This is a genomic window from Variovorax sp. GW531-E2 (assembly GCF_059423125.1).
In genome coordinates, this window is record NZ_JBWKXQ010000056.1 from 1 (window position 1) to 23117 (window position 23117).

At 67.2% G+C, this 23117-nt stretch carries 21 protein-coding genes; 10 read left to right on the plus strand and 11 right to left on the minus strand.

Features of this window, described 5'->3' with window-relative positions; genetic code table 11:
- The 3 genes from AC07XP_RS25070 to AC07XP_RS25080 form a co-directional block, all read right to left on the minus strand.
- The coding region (locus AC07XP_RS25070; protein WP_495266201.1) for a hypothetical protein at nt 1-503 on the minus strand (503 nt) is incomplete at its 3' end.
- Nucleotides 500-2038: a TRAP transporter large permease gene (locus AC07XP_RS25075; protein WP_070061822.1), complete on the minus strand. Its 1539-nt coding sequence runs from the start codon at nt 2036-2038 to the stop codon at nt 500-502. The genes AC07XP_RS25075 and AC07XP_RS25070, both read right to left, overlap by 4 nt.
- A 64-nt stretch (nt 2039-2102) precedes the next feature.
- Nucleotides 2103-2642, minus strand: a complete 540-nt coding sequence (locus tag AC07XP_RS25080; protein WP_070061823.1) for a TRAP transporter small permease subunit — start codon at nt 2640-2642, stop codon at nt 2103-2105.
- A 167-nt stretch (nt 2643-2809) separates the two neighbouring features.
- Between AC07XP_RS25080 and AC07XP_RS25085 the strand changes: the two genes are divergently transcribed.
- A complete protein-coding gene (locus AC07XP_RS25085; RefSeq protein ID WP_495266202.1) occupies nt 2810-4102 on the plus strand; it encodes an SUMF1/EgtB/PvdO family nonheme iron enzyme in 1293 nt (430 codons plus the stop codon).
- Between the two features lie 6 nt (nt 4103-4108).
- On the opposite strand, the gene AC07XP_RS25090 is transcribed toward AC07XP_RS25085, so the two are convergent.
- From AC07XP_RS25090 to AC07XP_RS25110, 5 genes are all read right to left on the minus strand, one after another.
- Nucleotides 4109-5551, minus strand: a complete 1443-nt coding sequence (locus tag AC07XP_RS25090; protein ID WP_495266203.1) for an MFS transporter — start codon at nt 5549-5551, stop codon at nt 4109-4111.
- Nucleotides 5552-5628: 77 nt separating this feature from the next.
- Nucleotides 5629-6759, minus strand: a complete 1131-nt coding sequence (locus AC07XP_RS25095; protein WP_495266204.1) for a 2-aminoethylphosphonate--pyruvate transaminase — start codon at nt 6757-6759, stop codon at nt 5629-5631.
- Between the two features lie 51 nt (nt 6760-6810).
- Nucleotides 6811-8535 carry a putative 2-aminoethylphosphonate ABC transporter permease subunit gene (locus AC07XP_RS25100; RefSeq protein ID WP_495266205.1) on the minus strand — a complete coding sequence of 575 codons (1725 nt, stop codon included), beginning with the start codon at nt 8533-8535 and terminating at the stop codon, nt 6811-6813.
- Nucleotides 8532-9674: a putative 2-aminoethylphosphonate ABC transporter ATP-binding protein gene (locus AC07XP_RS25105; protein WP_095744307.1), complete on the minus strand. Its 1143-nt coding sequence runs from the start codon at nt 9672-9674 to the stop codon at nt 8532-8534. The genes AC07XP_RS25100 and AC07XP_RS25105 overlap by 4 nt, the downstream gene beginning before the upstream one ends.
- Before the next feature lie 77 nt (nt 9675-9751).
- A complete protein-coding gene (locus AC07XP_RS25110; RefSeq protein ID WP_062468784.1) occupies nt 9752-10789 on the minus strand; it encodes a putative 2-aminoethylphosphonate ABC transporter substrate-binding protein in 1038 nt (345 codons plus the stop codon).
- A 160-nt stretch (nt 10790-10949) separates the two neighbouring features.
- On the opposite strand from AC07XP_RS25110, the gene AC07XP_RS25115 reads away from it, so the two are divergent.
- From AC07XP_RS25115 to AC07XP_RS25135, 5 genes are read left to right on the plus strand one after another with little or no spacing between them, the layout of a single operon-like run.
- Complete coding sequence (locus AC07XP_RS25115; protein ID WP_070061830.1) at nt 10950-11696, plus strand: phosphonate utilization associated transcriptional regulator; 747 nt, start codon at nt 10950-10952, stop codon at nt 11694-11696.
- Nucleotide 11697: 1 nt separating this feature from the next.
- Entirely contained in the window at nt 11698-12924 is a 1227-nt protein-coding gene (phnA, locus tag AC07XP_RS25120) for a phosphonoacetate hydrolase (RefSeq protein ID WP_095744309.1), read from the plus strand.
- Between the two features lie 21 nt (nt 12925-12945).
- Nucleotides 12946-14394, plus strand: coding sequence for a phosphonoacetaldehyde dehydrogenase (gene phnY / locus AC07XP_RS25125; RefSeq protein ID WP_095747021.1), 1449 nt, complete (start codon nt 12946-12948; stop codon nt 14392-14394).
- Between the two features lie 2 nt (nt 14395-14396).
- Nucleotides 14397-14969 carry a phosphonate degradation HD-domain oxygenase gene (locus AC07XP_RS25130; RefSeq protein WP_070063972.1) on the plus strand — a complete coding sequence of 191 codons (573 nt, stop codon included), beginning with the start codon at nt 14397-14399 and terminating at the stop codon, nt 14967-14969.
- A gap of 9 nt (nt 14970-14978) precedes the next feature.
- Complete coding sequence (locus AC07XP_RS25135; RefSeq protein WP_495266206.1) at nt 14979-16367, plus strand: FAD-dependent oxidoreductase; 1389 nt, start codon at nt 14979-14981, stop codon at nt 16365-16367.
- Nucleotides 16368-16382: 15 nt separating this feature from the next.
- Here the strand turns inward: AC07XP_RS25135 and AC07XP_RS25140 are convergent, their stop codons facing one another.
- Nucleotides 16383-17900 (minus strand): CoA-acylating methylmalonate-semialdehyde dehydrogenase, encoded by a 1518-nt coding sequence (locus tag AC07XP_RS25140; RefSeq protein ID WP_495266207.1) that lies wholly within the window; start codon nt 17898-17900, stop codon nt 16383-16385.
- A gap of 22 nt (nt 17901-17922) precedes the next feature.
- Entirely contained in the window at nt 17923-19278 is a 1356-nt protein-coding gene (aptA, locus tag AC07XP_RS25145) for an omega-aminotransferase AptA (RefSeq protein WP_495266208.1), read from the minus strand.
- 106 nt (nt 19279-19384) lie between these two features.
- On the opposite strand from aptA, the gene AC07XP_RS25150 reads away from it, so the two are divergent.
- The 3 genes from AC07XP_RS25150 to AC07XP_RS25160 are packed head-to-tail and all read left to right on the plus strand — an operon-like array spanning nt 19385 to nt 20844.
- Complete coding sequence (locus AC07XP_RS25150) at nt 19385-20365, plus strand: LysR family transcriptional regulator (protein ID WP_495266209.1); 981 nt, start codon at nt 19385-19387, stop codon at nt 20363-20365.
- A 20-nt stretch (nt 20366-20385) separates the two neighbouring features.
- Nucleotides 20386-20652, plus strand: coding sequence for a GNAT family N-acetyltransferase (locus tag AC07XP_RS25155; RefSeq protein ID WP_495266210.1), 267 nt, complete (start codon nt 20386-20388; stop codon nt 20650-20652).
- Between the two features lie 15 nt (nt 20653-20667).
- The gene (locus AC07XP_RS25160; protein ID WP_495266224.1) at nt 20668-20844 is read left to right on the plus strand and encodes a GNAT family N-acetyltransferase; all 177 of its coding nucleotides are present in this window, start codon (nt 20668-20670) and stop codon (nt 20842-20844) included.
- A gap of 12 nt (nt 20845-20856) precedes the next feature.
- On the opposite strand, the gene AC07XP_RS25165 is transcribed toward AC07XP_RS25160, so the two are convergent.
- Nucleotides 20857-21621 (minus strand): FadR/GntR family transcriptional regulator, encoded by a 765-nt coding sequence (locus tag AC07XP_RS25165; protein ID WP_495266211.1) that lies wholly within the window; start codon nt 21619-21621, stop codon nt 20857-20859.
- A 214-nt stretch (nt 21622-21835) separates the two neighbouring features.
- On the opposite strand from AC07XP_RS25165, the gene AC07XP_RS25170 reads away from it, so the two are divergent.
- A complete protein-coding gene (locus tag AC07XP_RS25170; protein WP_495266212.1) occupies nt 21836-23041 on the plus strand; it encodes an ABC transporter substrate-binding protein in 1206 nt (401 codons plus the stop codon).
- Nucleotides 23042-23117 lie beyond the last annotated feature (76 nt).

Below are 23117 nucleotides of genomic sequence, written 5' to 3' on the forward strand. Positions count from 1 at the left end.
GGTTCGGGGGAGGGCGGTGGCGCGGACGGCAGCGTGCGCATCGCCACCTGTTCGCCGAACGCGATCAGCACCTGCGGATCGTAGGCATGGAACCAGGTGATGCCGCCGAAGCGCCGGCGCACCAGCAGGCGCGGCGCGATCACGCGCTCGAGCATGCGGATGTGCACCAGCTTGAGCTGCGCCACGTCCTGCGCGCTCACGCGCTTGTTCCACAGCCAGGTCTGCGTCAGCACGTCGCCTTCGAGGCGGGTGCGGCTGTAGACGATCCAGTAGCCGACCCAGATCACGCACAGGCCCGCCACGCCGAAGACGAACAGGCTGGTGGCCGACCAGCTGGTGGTGCGCAGCGACGGCAGGCTCCACAGCGCGAAGGCGAAGAGATCGACCACCAGCACCACCGCCAGCGTGCGCAGCAGCGGCGGGAAGGCGGCGCTTTCGAGCGGGCCGCCTTCTGTCGTCGCGGGTTGGTCGTTCGGGGCGTCGCCGGGGCGGGCGTCGCTCACGGCTTGGAAGCTTCGCCCGCCGCCGGGGCCGCCGGCGCCGGCGTTTCCTCGGGCGTCTTCTGGTTGCCGAACGGGTCTTCCATGTTCACGCCGTTGTCGGTGGCGGGCGGCGCGTTCGGGTCGACCGGCATGTCGAGGTTGACCTTCTCGATGTCGACGACCTTTTCCTTCTCGAGGAACACGGTCACCGTCTGCGGGAAGAAGATCACGATGGCCACCAGCAGCAGCTGCATCACGACCCAGGGCACGGCGCCCAGGTAGATGTCGCGCGACTCCACCTTCTTGGGCAGCGCCCCGTTCTTGAACAGGGTGTCGGCGATGCCCCGCAAGTAGAACAGCGCGAAGCCGAAGGGCGGGTGCATGAACGAGGTCTGCATGTTCACGCACAGCAGCACGCCGAACCACACCATGTCGATGCCCAGCTTGTGGGCCACGGGGCCCAGCAGCGGCAGGATGATGAAGGCGATCTCGAAGAAGTCGAGGAAGAACGCCAGGAAGAACACGAAGATGTTGACCGCGATCAGGAAGCCGATCTGGCCGCCCGGCAGGCCCGAGAGCATGTGCTCGATCCACTTGGCGCCGTCCACGCCCTGGAACACCAGCGAGAACACGCGCGAGCCGATCAGGATGAACACCACCATCGCCGTGAGGCGCATGGTGCCTTCCATCGCGTCCTTCATCAGCGCCCAGTTCAGGCGGCGGTGAATGAGCGCCAGCACCAGCGCACCGACCGCACCCATGGCGCCCGCCTCGGTCGGCGTGGCGATGGCCTTGTCCATGAAGGGCAGGCCGCCCATCGAGCCGAGCACCGCGAAGATCAGGATGGCCGAGGGAATGATGCCGCGCAGGCACTTGCCCCACAGCGCCCAGCCATGCAGCGTGCGCGCCGTGGCGGGCAGGCCGGGCACGTAGTGCGGGCGGATGCGCGAGACCAGGAAGGTGTAGATCGCGAAGATCACCACCTGCAGGATCGACGGACCCCAGGCGCCCTTGTACATCTGGCCGACGTCGGTGCCGAGCTGGTCGGCCATGACGATCAGCACCAGCGAGGGCGGCACCAGCTGCGTGATGGTTCCCGAGGCGGCGAGCACGCCGGTCGAGTAACGCATGTTGTAGCCGTAGCGCATCATGACCGGCAGCGAGATCATCGCCATCGCGATCACCTGGCCGGCCACCGTGCCGGTGATGGCGCCGAGGATGAAGCCCACGATGATCACCGAGTAGCCCAGGCCGCCGCGGATCGGGCCGAAGAGCTGGCCCATCGAGTCGAGCATGTCCTCGGCGAGCCCGCATTTTTCTAACACCGCTCCCATGAGCGTGAAGAACGGAATGGCCAGCAGCGTCTCGTTCGACAAGATGCCGAACACGTTGAGCGGCAGGTTGGCCATGAAGCCGGCCGGGAACCAGCCCATCTCGATGGCGAAGAAGCCGCAGATCAGGCCGAGGGCCGAGAGCGAAAACGCGACCGGAAACCCGATCAGCATGATCACCACGAGCCCCGCGAACATGATCGGGGCGAAATTTTCCATGTGCATGATGTCTACTTGTCCTGCGGTGCGAGCGGTGTCGGGGCGGTCTGGCGAAGCGCGACGAACGCCATCACTGCACCGGCTTCTCGTAGTGCGTGTTCATCTCGATCAGTCCGCGCAGGTAGGCGATGCGCTTGATGATCTCGGCGACACCTTGCAGGAACATCGTGCAGAAACCCACGGGCATCAGCAGCGCGGCGGGCCAGCGGATCAGCCCGCCGATGTTGCCCGACATCTCGCCCGACACCCAGGTGTTCCAGAAGAACGGCCAGGTGAGGTAGGTCAGCAGGCCCATCACCGGCAGCAGGAAGAAGGTCAGGCCGAACAGGTCGACATACACCGGCCCGTGGCCCTTGAGCTTGCCGTAGATGATGTCCACGCGCACATGCTCGTTGAAGCGCAGCACCACCGGCGCACCGAGCATCACGGTGGCGGCGAACAGATACCACTGGATCTCGAGGAAGGCGTTGTTGCTGAAGTCGAAGCCGTACCGGACGAAGGCATTGGCGGCCGAGATGAGCGACGCGGCCAGAACCGCATAGCCGGCAAATTTGCCGAGTTTTTCGCTGACCCAGTCCATGACGGCCGCGAATTTGAGGAATACAGACAAGGGGTGTCTCCCGCGAAGCCCAAGGTGAAGCGCCGGCCCCTGGTGGGGGCTGCGCGCAAAGCCCGCAATGGTATCTCGGTGAACCTTAGTATTGCCTTGACACAAACTCGGGTTTACCCGGAATCCGCGTCGCCAGAGGGCCTGTCGGGCGGTCGCCATAATGGCCCATGTCTTCGAGCCCGCCGCCTTCGACGCCCTTCGGTGCGGCGAGCCCGCCCCTGTCGATCGACTCGCCCGACATGCGCCGCGCCGGCCGCGACCTGCTCTCGCTGGCCCTCATCGACGCGCGCAACCACACGCTGCACCTGCTGTCCCTGTTCGAACAGGCACTGGGCGAAGCCATGCGCGTGCCGCCGCAGCCGGGCGTGGTGCCGCCGGTCTGGCTGGCGGGCCACATCGGCTGGTTCGCCGAATGGTGGATCGGGCGCAACACCCAGCGTGCCTTCGGCATCGACTGCCCCGTGCGCCCCACGCGGCTGGCCGCCATCGACCCCGACGCCGACGACTGGTGGAACCCGGCCCAGGGCGCGGCCGATCGCTGCTGGTCGCCTGACCTGCCGGGCCTGGGCCAGACCAAGGCCTACCTGCTCGAAACCCTCGAGAGCACGCTCGAGCTGCTCGAGAACGCCGCCGAGACCGATGCCGGCCTGTACTTCTATCGGCTCGCGCTCTTCCATGAAGACCTGCGCGGCGAACAGCTCGTGGTGCTGGCGCAGACGCTGGGCCTGCCGCTGAACATCGAGCAGCCGCCCACCGCCGTCACGCGCGAGCCGCTGCTGCTGCCGGCCACGCGCTGGGAGCTCGGCCTGCCCGAGCACAGCGGCTTCCTGTTCGCGCAAGAGGGCACGGCGCACCGCGTCGACGTGCCCGAGTTCGAGATCGACGCCCAGCCCGTCACCTGGGACCAGTACATCGAGTTCGTCGACGACGGCGGCTACGACCGCGAGGAGCTGTGGCACAGCGACGGCTGGCGCTGGCTCGCCGCGCAGACCGAAGGCCGGCGCGGGCCGCGCCATGTGGAGCAGATCGGCGTGGCGCGCAACGGCACCGGCGGCTCGGTGCTGCAGCAGCGCTTCGGCGTCACCGTGCGCGCGGCCGGGCACCACAGCGCCGTGCACCTGAGCTGGTGGGAGGCGGACGCCTGGGCGCGCTGGGCCGGCCGGCGCATCGCGACCGAGGTCGAATGGGAGATCGCGGCCCACACGGCCGCACGGCGGGGCTTCCGCTGGGCCGATGTGCACGAGTGGACGGCTGGCACGCTGCAGCCCTGGCCGGGCTTCCGGGCCGATCCCTGGAGCGCCGGTGGCGAGTTCGATCCGGTGGCCGCCTTCGGCCGGGCGCGCGTGCTGCGCGGCGCCTCGTTCGCGACGCGTGCGCGCCTGCGTTCGCCGCGTCGCCGTGGCTTCGCACTGCCCGATGCCGACGACGGCTTCTTCGGCTTCCGTACCTGCGCGCTGTAGCCGCCTTCAGGGCCGCTCGCCGCCGGCTTCCGACGACAGCGGCGGCGCCACTTCCTCCAGCGGCTTGCGCTCCGCATCGGCTGCGTAGCGCAGCGCCAGCAGCCCCGCGACGATGACCAGCACGGCGCCGATCAGGTAGCCCACCATCACCGCGCCGCGGCTGCCGGTCTCGATCAGCATCCCGAACAGCACCGGCGCCGCGAAGCCGCCCGCGCCCATGCCGATGGCGTAGAAGATCGCGATGGCCATGGCGCGCATCTCCAGCGGGAACACCTCGCTCACGGTCAGGTAGGCCGAGCTGGCCGCCGCCGACGCAAGAAAGAACACCGCCGACCAGCACAGCGCCTGGCTGCGCGCGTCGAGCCAGCCCTGCATGAAGGCCCAGCCCGTGAGCGCCAGGCCCACGCCGGCCAGCACATAGGTCAGCGCGATCATCCTGCGCCGGCCCACGCTGTCGAACAGCGGGCCCAGCAGCAGCGGCCCGAGCACGTTGCCCAGCGCAAACGGAAAGATGTACAGCGCCACGCGGCCCTCGGCCACGCCGTAGAAGCGCGTGAGCACCAGCGCGTAGGTGAAGAAGATCGCGTTGTAGAAAAAAGCCTGCGACACCATGAGCGCCGTCGCCACCACGCTGCGCGCCGGGTAGCGCCGCAGCAGCACGCGCGCCACCTCGCGCATCGGCGGGCTGTTCTGGCGCGCGGCGGTGTACATGACGTGGCCTTGCGCGGTGGGCAGCGGGCCGTGCTGCACTTCGACTTCGCGCTCAATGTCCGCGACGATGCGCTCGGCCTCATCCGCGCGTCCGTGCGCGATGAGCCAGCGCGGGCTCTCGGGCACATGGCGCCGCACCAGCAGGATGGCCACCGCCAGCACCGCGCCCAGCGCAAAGCCCGCGCGCCAGCCCCACACCGGGCCGATCACGCGCGCGTCGAGCAGCACCAGGCTCAGCGCCGCGCCGAGCGCCGCACCGATCCAGAAGCTGCCGTTGATCGCGAGGTTGACGCGCCCGCGCACGCGCGCCGGAATGAGTTCGTCGATGGCCGAATTGATGGCCGCGTACTCGCCGCCGATGCCCAGCCCCGTGACGAAGCGGCACAGCGCGAAGAAGGCGAAGTTGGGGGAGAAGGCCGTGGCCAGCGTGCCCAGCGTGTAGACCACGAGCGTGAGCAAGAAGAGCTTCTTGCGCCCGAGCCGGTCCGTGAGTCGACCGAACACCAGCGCACCGATTACCGCGCCCGCGATGTAGATCGAGCCCGACCAGCCGATTTCTCCCGCCGTGAGCCCGAGCGTGTCGGGCCGCTCCAGCACCGCGCCGATGGAGCCCACCAGCGTGACCTCGAGGCCGTCGAGGATCCAGGCCACGCCCAGCGCGATCACCACGCGCCAGTGCCAGCGCGACCACGGCAGGCGGTCCAGGCGGGCAGGGATGTCGCTGCGCAGAACCGTCATGCGGGGCATTATGCGAAGCGCGTCACCCCCGCGTTGTAGGACCGGCGCTGCAATGCGCCGGTCCGCTCACAGGTGCTTCAGGCCGCGACGGCCGCGATCACCTGCCGGATGCCCATGGCTTTCAGCGTGTCGGCAATGGCCGCGACCGCGCCCGGGATGCCCGCGTCGCCGAAGTGCCCCATGCAGCCCACGCGGAAGGTCTCGACCTGCGTCAGCTTGCCGGGGTAGAGGATGTAGCCGCGCTTCTTCACCTCCTGGTAGAAGGTCTTGAAGTTGTAGTTGGCATCGTCGGGCGCATGGAAGGTGACGATGATCGGCGCCTGGATGGCCGGGTCGAGAAAAGGCCGGAAGCCCAGCGTGGCGAGGCCGTCGACCAGCGCCTTGCAGTTGCGCGTGTAGCGCCCGCCGCGCGCGGGCCGGCCGCCTTCCTCGATGTACTGCGCAATGGCGGTGTCGAGCGCGGCCACCACGTGCGTGGGCGGCGTGAAGCGCCACTGCGTGGTCTTTTCCATGTAGACCCACTGGTCGTACAGGTCCATGCTCAGCGAGTGGCAGTTGCCTTCGCACTTTTCGAGCGTGCTGCGCTTGATGACGACGAAGCCCATGCCCGGCACGCCTTCGAGGCACTTGCCCGAGGCGGCGACCACGGCGTCGAAGGGCGTCTTGCGCGCGTCGATCTCCAGCGCGCCGAAGGAGCTCATCGCATCGATGATCAGGCCGCGTCCGTGCTTGGCGACCACCAGCGCGATCTCGTGCAGCGGGTTGAGCACGCCGGCGCCGGTTTCGCAGTGCACGACCGCGACGTGCGTGATGCTCGGGTCGGCCGCGAGCGCGCGGTCGACGTCGGCGGGCGAGACCTGCTTCTCTTCGGTGTAGTCGATGGTGGTGAGCTTGCGGCCCAGAACCTTGCAGATCTTGGCCAGGCGTTGGCAGTAGGCGCCGTTGCTCGGCACCAGCACATGGCCGTTGCGCGGCACGATCGTGCCGATGGCCGCTTCGACCGAGAAGGTGCCGCTGCCTTGCAACGGAACGCATTCGTGCGTGCCCGTGCCGTGCACGATGTTGAGCACTTCCTTGCGGATGCGCGCCGTGATCTGGTTGAAGTCGGCGTCCCATGAGCCCCAGTCGCGCAGCATCGCTTGGCGGGTGCGGTCCGAGGTGGTCAGGGGGCCGGGCGTGAGCAGGATGGGGTGGGCGGCTTGACTCATGGTGTCTCCAGGCAGGGAAAGGAAATGAGGGGCGAGAGGTAGGGTGTTCGTTCAGCCACGGGCGAGGTTGCGCCAGGCCTGCGTGCGTGCGAGCAGCACGCGGGTGAGCAGTGCGTAGGCGATGCACACCAGCGTCGAGGTGACGACGATCAGGCTGGCCAGCGCGGCGGCCGGGCCGATGTCGCCGGCGTCGTCCAGGTGCATGATCGCGACCGACGCGAGGATGGTCTCCGGCGTGTACAGGAAGATGGCGCACGACAGGCTGGCCATCGACACCACGAAGAAGTAGCGCCCGATGTCCAGGATGGCCGGCAGGCACACCGGCACCGTCACGCGCAGGAAGGTCTTGAAGAACGGCACCTTGAGCGAGGCCGACACGGCTTCGAACTCGTTGTCGATCTGCTTGAGCGCCGTCACCGCCGTGAGGTGGCTCGAGGTGTAGTAGTGCACCACCATCGAGATGACCAGGATCGCCATCGTCTGGTAGAGAAAGTTCAGCGGGTTGGCCGGATGGTTGAAGAACATCACGTAGCCCAGGCCCAGCACCAGGCCCGGCACCGCCATCGACAGCACCGCCATCAGGTGCATGCCCTTGCGCATGAGGCCCAGGTTGCGCGTCTTCTCGATCAGGTAGGCGCCCACGAACACGATGAGCGAGCCGGCCACCGCGGTGACCATGGCCACGAGCAGGCTGTTGCCGTAGGCGGCCGCCATGTCGCTCTCGATGAGCACGAAGTGGTAGTGCTTGAGCGTGAACGACAGGTCGTAGGGCCACAGCGAGATCGCCGAGGTGTAGACCGCCATGCCGATGGTGGCCAGCAGCAGGCTGCAGACCACGGTGCAGAACAGCGTGAGCAGCGCATCGGCCACCTTGCGTGGCTTGGGTGTGTAGGGCACCGAGCGCGCCGTGAGCTGCGCCTTCAGCTTGCGTCGCACCACGTAGTCGATCACGAAGGAAATGATCGACGGAACGAGCAGCAGCATGCCCACCACCGCGCCGATGGAGAAGTTGTGCTGGCCCACCACCTGCTTGAACACGTCGACCGACAGCACGTTGAAGTTGCCGCCGATGACCTTGGGCGCACCGAAGTCGCTCACCACGTAGGTGAAGACCACGGTGGCCGCGCTGATCAGGCCGTACTTGCACGAGGGCAGGGTGATCGTCATGAACTGGCGCAGGGGCCGCGTGCGCAGGGCAGTGGCCGCCTCGTACAGCCGGCCGTCGGCCAGCGACAGCGCGGTGACCAGGATCATCAGCGCGTGCGGGAAGGTGTTGTAGACCTCGGCCAGGATGATCCCGGGCGCGCCGTAGATCGAGGCGCCGCCCAGCAGGAACTTGAGTGCGCCCTGGTTGCCGAACCACTGCACGAAGGAGATGGCCGACAGCAGCGAGGGCGCGAGCAGCGGAATGAGCGCGATGAGGCGGAACACCGCCTTCAGCGGCGCCGGCATGCGGCTGCGCGTGAGCGCGTAGGCGAACACGAAGGCCGTGGGCACCGAGATCATCACCACTGCGGCCGACACCCACACCGAGTTCCAGGCCGCGCGCAGCAGGCTCGGCGTCTGGAAGTAGGTGATGAAGTGGGCCAGGCCGACGAAGCGGCCGTTCTTGTCCTGCACCGCGTGGGCCAGGATGGTCAAAAGCGGCGCGATGAGGAACACGAACAGCATCGCCATCACCACGAACAGGATGGCGCGCGCGATGGTCTCGTCGCGGCTCCAGCGAAGGGCAGGGCGCGCGGTGAATGCCGGGCGGGGGTGTGCCAGCGTGTTCATGGCTTCGACGTGCGCGCGGCAAAGGCGCGGATGCGGTTGGCGCGCAAGGCGATGTCGATGGTGTTGCCTTCGCGGATGTCCAGGTCATGCAGCTGGTTCAGCGAGAAGTGCAGGCCCAGCGTCTGGCCGTGCAGCGCGTCGGCCGTCACTTCGGCAATGCACAGGCCGCCCAGGAACTCGACCTTCGTGACCTTGGCCTGCAGGCGGTTGGGCGTGTCCTCGCGCAGGTGTTCCACCGCGCGGTCTTCGGGCCGCAGGTACAGGTTGACCGCGTCGCCGGGCTCGAAGGCGCCGTCGCAGGCGTCGCACTGCAGCTCCATGTCGCCGACCTGGAAGCGCTGGTTGCCCAGCGCCATCGCGCGCAGCACGTTGACCTTGCCCACGAAGTCGGCCACGAAGGGCGTGGCCGGCTGTTCGTAGATTTCCATTGGCGTGCCGACCTGCTCGATCACGCCGTGGTTCATCACCACGATGCGGTCGGCCATCGAGAGCGCTTCTTCCTGGTCGTGCGTGACCATGATGGTGGTGATGCCGACCTGCTTCTGCAGCCGGCGGATCTCGCCGCGCAGGCGGATGCGTTCGAGCGCGTCGAGCGCCGACAGCGGCTCGTCCAGCAGCAGCAGGCCGGGCCGCGTGGCCAGCGCGCGGGCCAGGGCCACGCGCTGCTGTTGGCCGCCCGAGAGCTGGCTGGGGTACTTGGCGCCCGAGGTCGGCAGGCCGACCAGCTTCAGCAGCTCGTCGACGCGCGCCTTGATCTCGCCGCGCTTCGCACGGCTGTTGACGAGGCCGTAGCCCACGTTCTCGGCGATCGACAGGTTGGGAAAGAGCGCGTATGACTGGAACACGATGCCGTAGTCGCGCTTGTCCGGCGAGAGCCACGAGACGTCCTTGCCGTTCTGCAGGATCTGCCCGGCGGTCTGCGTCTCCAGGCCCGCGATGATGCGCAGCAGCGTGGTCTTGCCGCAGCCCGAGGGGCCGAGAAAGCACAGCATCTCGCCCGGGTTCACGCGCAGGTGCACGTCGCGCAGCGCGCTGAAGGTCTCGAAGTCCTTGCGAACGCCGACGATCTCGAGGGCCGCGGGCGGGGCCGAGGTGGGAGTCAACTGGCTGGCGATGAAGCGGGTGTCGGTCATGTCCATTTTTCGCACTCGTCGTTGGAGGGCGTCACCAGCTGCGGCGGCACCCTTGAATTGAAAACCGGGGGATGCCGTCGGGCTTACTTGGGCTCGGCCTTGCCCTCGTAGCGCTTGCTCCATTCAGCGAGGATGCGTTCGCGGTTCTTCGCGGCCCAGTTCAGGTCGTTCTTGGCCAGCAGCTTCTCGTAGTTGTCCGGAATGCCTTCCAGCTTGGAGACCACGCCCGGGTAGGCCACCACCGCCCACCAGCGCGCGCTGATCTGGTTGGCTTCCTTGCTCGCCATCCAGTCGGCAAAGCGCTTGCCTTGCGCCAGCTTGGTGCTGGTCTTCATGAGGCTGGTGGCCTCGATGTCCCAGCCCAGGCCTTCCTTCGGAAAGATCAGGTCGACCGGCGCGCCCGACTTTTTCACCTGGTGCGCGCGGAACTCGAACGAGATGCCGATGGGGAACTCGCCCGCGCCCGCCTGCTTGCAGGGCTTGGAGCCCGAGTGCACGTACTGCGCGATGTTCTGGTGCAGCGCGTCCATGTACTTCCAGCCTTCGGCGTCGCCCATGTTCTGCAGCCAGTACGACACGTCGAGGTAGCCGGTGCCGCTGGAGGCGGGGTGCGGCATCGAGATCGTGCCCTTGTAGACGGGCTTGGTCAGGTCCTTCCAGCTCTCGGGCTTGGGCAGTCCGAGCTTCTTGGCCTCGACCGTGTTGAAGCAGATGGTGGCGGCCCACACGTCCATGCCGACCCAGGCGGGCGGGCGCGCGGCGTCGGAGTACGCGGGGTTCAGCTCCTTGAAGCCCTTGGGCTCATAAGGAAGCAGCATGCCTTCCTGCTGCAGCAGCGCCAGGCTGCTGGCGGCCAGGCCGGCCACCACATCGGCCTGCGGGTTGGCTTTTTCGGCCAGCAGCTTGGCGGTGACGATGCCGGTGGAGTCGCGCACCCACTTCACTTCGATGTCGGGGTTGGCCTTCTCGAACGCGTCCTTGTAGAGCTTCATGGCGTCGGTCTCGAGCGCCGTGTAGACCAGGAGCGGCGTCTTTTGCGCCCACGCACTGCCGGACACGAGGCCGAGGGCCGCAACACACAGGGCGGCCGTGAGACGGCGCGTGCTTTGTTTCATCGTCATCTGTTTCTCCTGAAAGGCTGGCTGTCACTGAAGAAGGGTGAGGGCTGGCGCCGGCGCGAGGGTGGGCAACGCCATCCGGTGTTTGCAATGTAGGTTGCTGATTGATGACTGTCAATAAAAAATTGTTGACAGTTGACGATCCTTCGGGAAAATACGCCCCATGGTCACCAGCAATCACTCCGCCGCCCTCGCGTTCCTCCAGTCCAGCTCGCTGCCGATGCTGATGCAGGAAGAAATCGAGCGTTTGATCATGACGGGCGAGCTCCCCGTGGGCAGCCGCATCAACGAGAGCGAGCTCTCGCAGCGCTTCAACACCAGCCGCGGCCCGATCCGCGAGGCGTTGCGCGCACTGGAAGAGGCAGGCCTCGTGCGCAACGAGAAGAACCGCGGCGTCTTCGTGCGCGAGATCGCGTTCGAGGAAGCCGACGAGATCTACGAACTGCGCGAGGCGCTGGAAGAAATCATCGGCCGGCGCGTGGCGCTGGCCATCCAGCCCGACGCGGTGGAGCGCCTGCGCGCCATGGTCGACGCCATGCGCTCGGCGGCCCAGGCGCAGGACGTGGAGCAGTACGCGCAGCTCAACCTGCAGTTCCACGAGATCCTGCTCGACACCGCCGGCAGCAAGAAGCTCACCGAAACCTACAAGCGGCTCGTCAAGGAGCTGCACCTTTTCAGAATGCGCGCGCTCGACAGCGGCGGCGGCCTGCGGGTCTCGGCCGACGAGCACAGCCACATCGTCGACGCCATCGCCAGCGGCAACCCCGACACGGCAGGGCGCGCGCTGCGCGAACACGTGGCCGGCAGCCGCGCACGCATGCACAAGGCCTTCGGCCGCATCGACGCCGATGCGGCCACCTCCAGCAACACCACCGCTACCCCGAACCACCCACCCCAAAAGGAAGTCTGAAATGACACCGGAGACACTTGAAGTCAATGCCAGGAGCTATCGCTGGATGGCGCGTCCGATCGTGGTCGTGTGCGTGGACGGCTGCGAGCCGGCGTACCTCGACGCGGCCATCGAAGCCGGCGTGGCGCCCTACATCGCCCGCATGCGCAAGGACGGTGCTGATCTGCTCGCCGATTGCGTCGTGCCCTCGTTCACCAACCCCAACAACCTGTCGATCGTGACCGGCGCGCCGCCTGCCGTGCACGGCATCTGCGGCAACTACTTCTTCGACCGCGAGCTGGGCCAGGAAGTGATGATGAACGACCCCAAGTACCTGCGCGCCGGCACCGTACTCGCCGCCTTCGCCGACGCGGGCGCCAAGCTCGCGGTGGTCACGGCCAAGGACAAGCTGCGCAAGCTGCTGGGCCACAAGATGAAGGGCATCTGCTTCTCGTCGGAGAAGTCGGACCAGGTGACGATGGAAGAGAACGGCATCGACAACGTGCTCGACATGGTCGGCATGCCCGTGCCCTCGGTGTACAGCGCGGAGCTGTCGGAGTTCGTGTTCGCGGCTGGCGTGAAGCTCATGGAATCGCGCCGCCCTGACCTGATGTACCTGTCGACCACCGACTACGTGCAGCACAAGGCCGCGCCGGGCAGCCCCGCCGCGAATTCCTTCTACCAAATGATGGACGGCTACCTCGCACAGCTCGACGCACTCGGCGCCACCATCGTGCTCACCGCCGACCACGGCATGAACGACAAGCACGGCGCGGACGGTTCGCCGAACGTGATCTACCTGCAGGACGTGCTCGACGGCTGGTACGGCGCCGAAAAGGCCCGCGTGATCCTGCCGATCACCGATCCGTACGTGGTGCACCACGGCGCGCTCGGTTCCTTCGCCACCGTGTACGCACCCGACGAAGCCAGCGTGCCGGGCTGGATCGAACGCATCAAGGGCATCCCGGGCATGGAGCTCGTGCTCTCGCGCGCCGAAGCCGCCAAGCGCTTCGAGCTGCCGCCGGACCGCATCGGCGACATCGTGGTGGTGAGCGAGCAGAGCACCGTCATCGGCACCGCCGCCAGCCGCCACGACCTGTCGGCGCTCGAAGTGCCGCTGCGCTCGCACGGCGGGGTGTCGGAGCAGAAGGTGCCGCTGATCTGCAACCGCCCGGTCGAAGGCATTGCCCCCGGGCGCCGGCTGCGCAACTTCGATGCGCTCGACCTCGCCCTGAACCACGCACGCTGAAGCCATACGGAGCAAGCACCCATGAGCCAAGCCATCCTGAAGCCAGGCACCGTCCACCGCGAAGCCTTGCGCATCGCCGGCGAGAAAGTCCACCGCGACCGCACCATCGAGGTCACCTACCCGTACACCGGCGAGGTGATCGCCACCGTGCCCAAGGCCACGCTGGACGACGTGCGCAATGCCCTGCGCATCGCCCGCGACTACAAGCCCACGCTCACGCGCTACGAGCGCTACAAGATCCTCATGCGCGCCGGCGAGATCATCGCCTCGCGCCTGGACGAGATGTCGCGCACCATCACGCTCGAGTCGGGCCTGTCGCGCAAGGACTCGCTGTACGAAGTGGGCCGCGCCTCCGATGTGCTGCTGTTCGCCGCCAACCAGGCGCTGGTGGACGACGGCCAGGTGTTCTCCTGCGACCTCACGCACCACGGCAAGAGCCGCAAGGTCTACACGATGCGCGAGCCCTTGCTGGGCGCCATCACCGCCATCACGCCGTTCAACCATCCGCTGAACCAGGTGATCCACAAGGTGGCGCCGGCCATTGCGACCAACAACCGCATCGTGCTCAAACCCAGCGAGAAGACGCCGCTCACGGCCTTCCTGCTGGCCGACATCCTGTACGAGGCGGGCCTGCCACCGCAGATGCTGTCGGTGCTCACGGGCGACCCGAAGGAAATTGCCGACGAGCTGCTGACCAATGCCGACGTCGACCTCGTCACCTTCACGGGCGGCGTGCCCATTGGCAAGTACATCGCGGGCAAGGCCACCTACAAGCGCCAGATCCTGGAGCTGGGCGGCAACGACCCGATCATCGTGATGGAAGACGCGGACATCGAGGAGGCGGCGACGCTGGCTGCCAACGGGTCGTACAAGAACTCGGGGCAGCGCTGCACGGCGGTGAAGCGGATGCTGGTGCACGAGTCGGTGGCCGACCGCTTCGTGGAGCTGCTGGTCGAGAAGACGCGCGCGCTGAAATACGGCGACCCGATGGACCCGGACACCGACATGGGCACCGTGATCGATGAGGCAGCTGCCAAGCAGTTCGAAGCCGTGGTCAACGAAGCCATCGCAGCCGGCGCCAAGCTCCTGTACGGCAACGAGCGCCGAGGCGCGCTGTACTCGCCCACCGTGCTCGACCACGTCGACCCCGAGATGACCGTCGCCAAGCACGAGACCTTCGGCCCCGTGTCGCCCGTCATCCGCTTCAAGAACATCGACGAAGCGATCCGCATCTCCAACGGCACGGCCTACGGCCTGTCGTCGTCGATCTGCACCAACCGGCTGGACTACATCACGCGCTTCATCCGCGAGCTGAACGTGGGCAGCGTCAACGTGCGCGAAGTGCCGGGCTACCGCCTGGAGCTCACGCCCTTCGGCGGCATCAAGGACTCGGGCCTGGGCTACAAGGAAGGCGTGCTCGAGGCGATGAAGAGCTTCACCAACACGAAGACCTACTCGCTGCCCTGGTAACCATGAGCCTCAGCATCCCCGACATCGTCGGCCTTTTCGAAACCAAGGGCCACGCGCAGTACGACGGCGAGCCGGTCACGCAGCTCGAACATGCGCTGCAGTCGGCGCACCTGGCCGAGCAGGAGGGGGCGGACAGCGCGCTGATCGCCGCCGCCCTGCTGCACGACCTGGGCCACCTGCTGCACGACTTCGGTGGCACGCCGACGCAGCAGGGCCTGGACGACCTGCACCAGTACCGCTGCCTGCCGTTCCTGCGCGCGCTGTTCGGGCCGGCCACGCTGGAGCCGATCCGGCTGCATGTGGATGCCAAGCGCTTCCTGTGCGCCCGCGTGCCCGGCTACCTGGAGGCGCTGTCGCCCGACTCGAAGCGCAGCCTGCAACTGCAGGGTGGCGTCTTCGACGAGGCGCAGGCGAAAGCCTTCGAGACGCTGCCGTATGCAATGGACGCAGTGCGCCTGCGGCAGTGGGACGACACGGCCAAGCTGGCCGATGCCGACATGCCCGGCCTCGCGCACTTCGTGCGCCACCTCGAGATCAGTTCCGCCGAACACCGGCAAGCCCTCACCACCGCTTAAGGCACACGGATGCGCCCCTTCTGGATCGAACAAGCGCTCTTCAACGATGGCGATCTGGCCCCGGCGCTGCAAGGTGAAACCAGCGCCGACGTCTGCATCGTCGGCGGCGGCTTCACCGGCCTGTGGACGGCCATCCAGGCCAAGCTGCAGGCGCCCGCGCTCGACATCGTCATTCTCGAAAGCGACCTGTGCGGCGCCGGCGCGAGCGGGCGCAACGGCGGTTGCCTGCTCACCTGGTCGGCCAAGTTCCTGACCCTGCGGCGGCTGTTCGGCGAAGACGAGGCGGTGCGTCTCGTGAAGGCGTCGGAAGCGGCGGTGGGGCACATCGCCGACTTCTGCGCGGCGCACGGCATCGACGCCGAACTGCGGCGCGACGGCACGCTCTACACCGCGACCTCGCAGGCGCAGATCGGCACGCTCGATCCGATGATGCAGGCGCTGGAGGCGCGCGGCATCCACTCGTACCACGCGCTGCCACCCGACGAAGTGGCGCGGCGCTCGGGCTCGGCGCGCAACCTGGCCGGCGTGTACTCGCCGATCGCCGCCACCGTGCACCCGGGCAAGCTGGTGCGCGGGCTGCGGCGCGTGGCGCTGGCCATGGGCATCCGCATCCACGAGCGCACGCCGATGCTCGACTTCAGCACCGACCAGCCCGTGCTGGTGCACACGCCCACCGGGCGCGTGCGCGCGAAGAAACTGGTGCTCGCGATGAACGCGTGGATGGCCAGCCGCTTCCCGCAGTTCGAGCGGACCATCGCCATCGTGTCGAGCGACATGATCATCACCGAGCGCTGCCCCGAGCTGTTGCAGCAGATCGGGCTGACCGACGGCGTGTCGGTGCTCGACTCGCGCACCTTCGTGTACTACTACCGCAGCACGGTCGACGGCCGCATCATGCTGGGCAAGGGCGGCAACACCTTCGCCTGGGGCGGACGCATGGCCAAGGTGTTCGACGAGCGCTCGCCTTATGAGGGCGAGCTCACGCAGGCCCTGCATTCCTTCTTTCCCGCGTTGAGCAACACGCCGATCACCGCGAGCTGGAACGGGCCGTCCGACCGCTCGGTGACGGGCTTTCCGTTCTTCGGCAAGCTCGATGGCGCGCCGCACATCTACTACGGCTTCGGCTACTCGGGCAACGGGGTGGGGCCGACCTACATGGGCGGGCAGATCCTGTCGTCGCTGGTGCTCGACCAGGACAACGCATGGACGCGCAGCCCGATCACGGGCGGGCCACTGGGCTACTTTCCGCCGGAGCCGATGCGCTATGTGGGCTCGATCGTCGTGCGCAACGCGATCCGCCGCAAGGAACGCGCTGAGGATGAGGACCGCCAGCCGTGGCTGGTGGACCGCATGCTCAGCAAGCTCGCGAACGCCGCAGGCAAGGCTGACAAAGCCTGACCTGCGGAGACCGCATCAACGGTTCGACGGGAACGAGAACATCGTGCCCTCACGCACGCCGGCCGAGGGCCAGCGCTGCGTGACGGTCTTGCGCTTGGTGTAGAAGCGCACGGCGTCGGGGCCGTAGGCGTGCAGGTCGCCGAACAACGAACGCTTCCAGCCGCCGAACGAGTGGTAGGCCACGGGCACCGGCAGCGGCACGTTGATGCCGACCATGCCGACCTGGATGTTGTCGCTGAACCAGCGCGCGGCCTCGCCGTCGCGCGTGAAGATGCAGGTGCCGTTTCCGTACTCGTGCGCGTCGATCAGGTCCATGGCTTCCTGCAGCGTCTTCACGCGCACCACGCCGAGCACCGGGCCGAAGATCTCTTCCTGGTAGATCGTCATGCCGGGCTTGACGTGGTCGAACAGGCAGGCGCCCAGGTAGTAGCCACCTTCGTGGCCTTCGACCTGGATGCCGCGGCCGTCGACCACCAGCTTGGCGCCGGCGGCCACGCCCGCGTCGACGAAGGCCTTGACCTTCTCGAAGTGCGGCTGGGTGACCAGCGGACCCATGTCGTTGCCGTTGTCGGTGCCGGGGCCGACCTTCATCTTGGCGATCTCGACCTTCAGGCCCTCGCCCACCGCGTCGGCGGGGGCGGCGCCCACGGCCACCACCAGCGGGATCGCCATGCAGCGCTCGCCGCACGAGCCGTAGGCCGCGCCCATGAGCGCGCTCACGGCGTTGCCGATGTCGGCATCGGGCATCACCACCGCGTGGTTCTTGGCGCCGCCCAGCGCCTGCACGCGCTTGCCGTGGGCCGTGCCCGTGGTGTAGATGTACTCGGCGATGGGCGTGGAGCCCACGAAGCTCACGGCCTTCACGCGGCGGTCGGTCAGCAGCGTGTCGACCGCTTCCTTGTCGCCGTTGACCACGTTCAGCACGCCCGGCGGCAGGCCGGCCTGCAGCGCGAGTTCGGCCATGAACAGCGTGGAGGAGGGCGTGCGCTCCGAGGGCTTGAGCACGAAGGTGTTGCCGCAGGCCACGGCCATCGGCCACATCCACAGCGGCACCATGACCGGGAAGTTGAACGGCGTGATGCCGGCCGCCACGCCCATCGCCTGGAACTCGCTCCACGAGTCGATCGACGGGCCCACGTTCTTGCTGTGCTCGCCCTTGAGCAGCTCGGGCACGTAGCTGGCGTACTCGACGTTCTCGATGCCGCGTTGCAGCTCGCCGTGCGCGTCGGCCAGCACCTTGCCGTGCTCGGCGGTGATGAGCGCGGCGATGGTGTCGGCGTTTTCTTCGAGCAGCGTCTTCAGGCGGCTCATCACGCGGGCGCGCTTGAGCGGCGGCGTGTTGCGCCAGGCCGGGAAGGCGGCCTGCGCCGAGGCGATGGCCTGCTCGACCGTGAGCTTGTCGGCGAGCGCGACGCTCTTGGCCGACAGGCCGGTGGCGGGGTCGAACACCGGCTGCACGCGGCTGCCGCCGCCGACGTGCTTGCCGTCGATGAAGTGGCCGATGGTGGCGGTGACGTTCTTGTCGTGTTGCATGTCTTCAGGTCTCGAAAGGGGATCAGTTGGTTTCGGCGAGGGCGTCTGCGAGCGCATTGACCATGCGGTCGATCTCGGCCTTCTCGGCGATGAACGGCGGTGCGAGCTGGATCGTGTCGCCGCCGTAGCGCACGTAGAAGCCCTTCTTCCAGCAGTTCATCGCGATCTCGTAGGGGCGGCGTGCGGGCTCGCCCGGCAGCGCGGCGATGGTGATGCCGGCGGCCAGGCCGTAGTTGCGGATGTCGGCCACGTGCTTGCTGCCCTTCAGGCTGTGCACGGCGCTCTCGAAGTGCGGGGCCAGCGTCTGCACGCGGCCGATCATGTCTTCCTTCTGCAGCACGTCGAGCGCGGCGATGCCGGCGGCGCAGGCCACGGGGTGCGCGCCGTAGGTGTAGCCGTGCGGGAACTCGAGCATGTACTCGGGGCCGCCGGCGGCCATGAAGGTGTCGTAGATGTCCTTGCTGGCCACCACGGCGCCCAGCGGCTGCGCGCCGTTGGTGACCTGCTTGGCGATGTTCATGATGTCGGGCGTGACGCCGAAGGCATCGGCGCCCGTGAGCGCGCCGCAGCGGCCGAACCCGGTGATCACTTCGTCAAAAATCAGCAGGATGTTGTTCGCCGTGCAGATGTCGCGCAGGCGTTTCAGGTAGCCCTTGGGCGGAATCACCACGCCGGCCGAACCGGCAAAGGGCTCCACGATCACGGCCGCGATGGTCGAGGCGTCGTGCAGCGCAATCAGGTCGAGCAGGCGGTCGGCCAGCTCGGCGCCGCTTTCGGGCATGCCGCGCGAGAAGGCATTGCTGGCCAGCTGCGTGTGCGGCAGGTGGTCGGCCTCGACGCCCTGGCCGAACAGCTTGCGGTTGGCCGCGATGCCGCCCACCGAGATGCCGCCGTAGTTCACGCCGTGGTAGCCCTTCTCGCGGCCGATCAGGCGCGTCTTGCCGGCCTGGCCCTTGGTGCGCCAGTAGGCGCGCGCCATCTTCAGCGAGGTGTCGGCGGCCTCGGAGCCCGAGCCGGTGAAGAACACGTAGTCCAGGCCGGCGGGCGTCAGTTCCTTGATCTTGTTGGCCAGCTCGAACGAGAGCGGGTGGCCGAATTGGAAGGCGGGCGAGTAGTCGAGCTTGGCGATCTGGCGGCTCACCGCCTCGGTGATCTCGGGGCGGCCGTGGCCCAGGCCCGAGCACCACAGGCCCGACAGGCCGTCGAAGATCTTGCGGCCGTCGTTGTCGGTGAAGTAGGCGCCCTTGGCCTCCACGATGATCCGCGGATCGGCCTTGAAGTTGCGGTTGCCGGTGTAGGGCATCCAGTGCGCCTCGAGCCAGGCGGCGTCGGTGCGCGCGGTGGGCGTGGGTTCGATGGCGGGTGTGGCGAGGGTCATGGCGCATCCCGCGCAAGGCGGGCTCCGGGGGTGAAGGGATGCGCCAATTGTTCGCAACGCCTTCAGTGTGGAGAATGGCGCAATATCAATGTTCACTTGACGATCCATGCAAGTAAAGGCCAAGGCCCCGCCCGCCGACGAAACCGCTGCCCAGGGCACCCGCAACCGCGCCGTGCTGGGGCAGCTCAGCGACATGGACCTGCGCCTGCTCAAGGTGTTCAAGAGCGTGGTCGACTGCGGCGGCATGGCGGCGGCCGAGCTGGAGCTGAACATCGGCACCTCCACAGTGAGCCGCCACGTGAAAGACCTGGAAACGCGCCTGGGCCTGGTGCTGTGCCGGCGCGGCCGGGCGGGCTTTGCGCTCACGGCCGAGGGCCAGCGCGTGTACGACGAGACGCTGCGCCTGCTGGCCTCGGTCGATGCCTTTCGCGGCAGCATCGACGACATCCACAACCGCATGGGCGGGCAGCTCGACGTGGCGCTGTTCGACAAGACCGCGACCAACCCGAAGGCGCGCATCGGCGAGGCCATTGCCCGCTTCACCGAGATCGCGCCCGAGGTGAACCTGGCGGTGCACGTGGGCTCCATCAACGCCATCGAGCAGGGTGTGCTGGAGGGCAATTTCCAGATCGGCATCATCCCGGCGCACCGCAGCTCGAAGAGCCTGGTGTATGCCGACCTGTTCGATGAAACCATGCTGCTGTACTGCGGCGTGGGGCATCCGCTGTTCGACAGCGCGCACGGCAAGCTCACCTGGTCGAAGCTGGGTGAGCACCATTTCGCGGGGCTGGGGTATCACTCGCCGAACATGGAGCTGAGCCATCGGGCGCGGCTGTCGCGCAAGGCGACGGGGTTCGACCAGGAGGCGATTGCGACGCTGATCCTGTCAGGGCGCTTCCTGGGCTTTCTGCCCGACCACTACGCGCAGGTGTTCGAGCAGCGCGGGTTGATGAAGGCGGTGCTGCCGGCGCGCTTCAACTATGCGTGCCGGTTCGTGAGCCTGCTGCGGCGGTCGCCGAAGCCTTCACGGGCGGTGCTGGCGTTTCAGGCGTGCCTGGAGAAGGCGCATGGCGGTGCGAAGATCTGAAGGCACCGAAACCATCCAAGATGACTGAAACACCACTGCGTATTCGCCCTGCACTTGCGTCGGAACACCGGGCACTCGAAGACTTGCAGCGGCGCGCATCGCTCGCGAACCCTGGCGATCGCGAGGCGATTCAGTCCGACCCGGACGCCATCGAACTGCCTCTGGCCCAGATCGTCGATGGCCGGGTGTTCGTGGCAGAGATCCATGGCGTGACGGCGGGATTCGCTGTCGTGCTGCCCAACGATGACGGCAGCGCCGAACTCGATGGATTGTTCGTCGAGCCCTAGGCATGGCGTCGCGGCATCGGCAAGGCATTGGTCGCGCACTGTGTCGAGCTTTCCCGGCGCCAGGGTGCGTCGGCACTCCACGTCACCGGCAATCCACACGCCGGGTCGTTCTACTTTCGATGCGGATTCGAGGCGAACGGCACTGTCGCCGTGCGCTTCGGCAGGGCCGAGCGGTTCCGCAAGGTCTTCTAGACCTTTGTGGTGCTATCGCTGTCCGCTGGGCAGCAACAAGTGCTTCGCCCCGATGTGCGCTTCCATCTCATGCATGTGGTGCTCCGCATCCACCATGTGCTCCACCATCAACCGCCGCACCTCGTCCGCATCTTCCTGGCGGTAGGCCGCCAGCAGCTGCGTGTGGTAGTCCACGTTGGTCTCGCCGAAGTGGTGGTGGTCCAGCGCCTTCTTGTAGACGACGAGGTCGCGCAGCAGGTCGTTGAGAAAGCGGCACATGAAGGACAGCACCGGATTGGGGCAGGCCTCGGCCAGCATCGTGTGGAAGGCCAGCTCGGCCTCGCGCTGGGTGCGCAACTCGTCCTCGTTGGTCGGCTCGACGGTGCACAGGCGCACGTTGTCTTCGAGCCGCGCGAACTGCTCGGGCGTGAGCCGCCCGACCACGCTCACGGCCAGTTCGGGCTCCAGCGCCTTGCGCAACTGGTAGATGTGGTGGCCGTCCAGGTGATGAAAGTGCAGGAAGTTGCGCAGCGGCTCCGACGCATGGTCGACCGACACCTGCTGCAGGTACGCGCCGCCGCCCGGGCCGGTGCGGATCGAGATCAGCCCGCGCACCTCGAGCGCCTTCAGCGCCTCGCGCACCGTGCTCTTCGAATAGCCGAAGAGCTCGATCAGTTCCTTCTCGTTCGGTAGCCGGTCGCCGGGCTGCTTGCGCTCGGCAACGATCCATCGCTTGACGTCTTCGACGATGACGTCCGAGAGCTTTTGCCGCTTCGGAGGGTTGTGCCCCACTCTCATCAAAACGCTCCATCCATGCACATCGGGAGATGCGCGGGATGCGCAACAGCGCGCGATCTTAACGGCGTCATCGGCGGGGTCGGGTTGGGTTTGGGCACGGGGCTTGCTAACGGGTTTTTACCAACATATTAATCCTATTTATCCGCTTAAATTGCCGGCGATCGCAGGCACTGTGTTTTCTTCCCCACTTCCCACACCACGACCGGAGAACCCCATGCAACGCAGACAACTCCTTCAGCTGGCCGCCCTGTCGGCCGCCCCGGCTTCGCTCCTGATGAGCCGCTCGGTCTTCGCCCAGGCCACCGACGTGATCCGCTTCGGTGCACCGGTGCCCATGTCGGGTGCCTTCGCAGCGAACGGCAAGTTCGCCGACCTGGGCACCAAGCTGGCGATCGAGCAGTACGGCAAGGTGCTGAACCGGCCGCTGGCCTACACGGTGCTCGACACCGAGGGCAAGCCGGCCACGGCCGTGCGCAAGGTGCAGGAGGCTTCGCAGCAGCAGGGCGCGAAGTTCTTCGTCGGCGGCATCCTCTCGTCCGAGGCGCTGGCCATGGGCAAGGAGGCCGAGAAGGCCGGCGGCCTGTTCATCACCACCGCGGGCGCCGACGAAATCACGGGCAAGGACTGCAACCCCGCCACCTTCCGCTGGTCGGTGCCCACCTTCGGTGCCATCGAGCAGACGGTGCGCCCGCTGATCGCGGCCATGCCCAAGGCCAAGCGCTGGTACACCATCACGCCGCAGTACGTGTTCGGCGACGGCCTCCTGAGCGCGGCCAAGACCATCTTCCAGGAGAAGGGCATCGAGCACGTGGGCAACAGCTACCACTCGCTCAACGACAAGGAGTTCAGCGGCTACCTCACCAACGCGATGGCCGCCAAGCCCGACGTGCTGCTGCTCTTGAACTTCGGCGCGCAGTCGTCGGCCGCGCTGCGCCAGGCGGTGAGCTTCGGCATGCACAAGAACATGACGATCCTCATGGCCTGGGCCTCGGGCCTGGAGCAGTTCGACGAGCTGGGCGCCGACCTGTGCGACGGCGTCTACTTCGGTGCGCAGTACTGGCACACGGTCGACACGCCGCTCAACAAGGACCTGGTGAAGCGCACCGCCGACAAGCTCAAGATCGTGCCCAACTACAGCCTGGCCGGTTCGTACATCTGCACCAAGATCCTCATCGACGGCATCGTCAAGGCCGGCACGGTCGACCAGAAGGCCGTCATTGCGGCGCTCGAAGGCATGAAGTTCGACGGCCTCACGGGCGTGGAAGAAATCCGCAAGGCCGACCACCAGGTCATCAAGGACTACTACCTGCTCAAGGGCAAGGCGAAGTCGAAGATGGCCAACCCGGCCGACTACGTGGACGTCGTCAGCTCCGGCAAGTCGTTCCTGCCGATCGACAAGACCGGCTGCAAGCTGGCCTGACGCCGCCCGGCTTCGCGCCGCGCCCGCGCCGTTTTTGGGCGCGGGCAGGGCGCGTGCCGCCTGCACGTTTGCCACC

Bases quoted from the DNA above. Each gene is read 5' to 3' on its own strand.
- AC07XP_RS25155 (WP_495266210.1), top strand. From the start codon at position 20,386: ATGACTGAAACACCACTGCGTATTCGCCCTGCACTTGCGTCGGAACAC.
- AC07XP_RS25150 (WP_495266209.1), top strand. From the start codon at position 19,385: ATGCAAGTAAAGGCCAAGGCCCCGCCCGCCGACGAAACCGCTGCCCAG.
- AC07XP_RS25140 (WP_495266207.1), bottom strand. From the start codon at position 17,900: ATGCAACACGACAAGAACGTCACCGCCACCATCGGCCACTTCATCGAC.
- AC07XP_RS25090 (WP_495266203.1), bottom strand. From the start codon at position 5,551: ATGACGGTTCTGCGCAGCGACATCCCTGCCCGCCTGGACCGCCTGCCG.
- AC07XP_RS25085 (WP_495266202.1), top strand. From the start codon at position 2,810: ATGTCTTCGAGCCCGCCGCCTTCGACGCCCTTCGGTGCGGCGAGCCCG.
- phnY (WP_095747021.1), top strand. From the start codon at position 12,946: ATGAGCCAAGCCATCCTGAAGCCAGGCACCGTCCACCGCGAAGCCTTG.
- AC07XP_RS25170 (WP_495266212.1), top strand. From the start codon at position 21,836: ATGCAACGCAGACAACTCCTTCAGCTGGCCGCCCTGTCGGCCGCCCCG.
- AC07XP_RS25075 (WP_070061822.1), bottom strand. From the start codon at position 2,038: ATGCACATGGAAAATTTCGCCCCGATCATGTTCGCGGGGCTCGTGGTG.
- AC07XP_RS25100 (WP_495266205.1), bottom strand. From the start codon at position 8,535: ATGAACACGCTGGCACACCCCCGCCCGGCATTCACCGCGCGCCCTGCC.
- AC07XP_RS25105 (WP_095744307.1), bottom strand. From the start codon at position 9,674: ATGGACATGACCGACACCCGCTTCATCGCCAGCCAGTTGACTCCCACC.
- AC07XP_RS25115 (WP_070061830.1), top strand. From the start codon at position 10,950: ATGGTCACCAGCAATCACTCCGCCGCCCTCGCGTTCCTCCAGTCCAGC.
- AC07XP_RS25130 (WP_070063972.1), top strand. From the start codon at position 14,397: ATGAGCCTCAGCATCCCCGACATCGTCGGCCTTTTCGAAACCAAGGGC.
- AC07XP_RS25135 (WP_495266206.1), top strand. From the start codon at position 14,979: ATGCGCCCCTTCTGGATCGAACAAGCGCTCTTCAACGATGGCGATCTG.
- AC07XP_RS25110 (WP_062468784.1), bottom strand. From the start codon at position 10,789: ATGACGATGAAACAAAGCACGCGCCGTCTCACGGCCGCCCTGTGTGTT.
- aptA (WP_495266208.1), bottom strand. From the start codon at position 19,278: ATGACCCTCGCCACACCCGCCATCGAACCCACGCCCACCGCGCGCACC.
- AC07XP_RS25165 (WP_495266211.1), bottom strand. From the start codon at position 21,621: ATGAGAGTGGGGCACAACCCTCCGAAGCGGCAAAAGCTCTCGGACGTC.
- AC07XP_RS25095 (WP_495266204.1), bottom strand. From the start codon at position 6,759: ATGAGTCAAGCCGCCCACCCCATCCTGCTCACGCCCGGCCCCCTGACC.
- phnA (WP_095744309.1), top strand. From the start codon at position 11,698: ATGACACCGGAGACACTTGAAGTCAATGCCAGGAGCTATCGCTGGATG.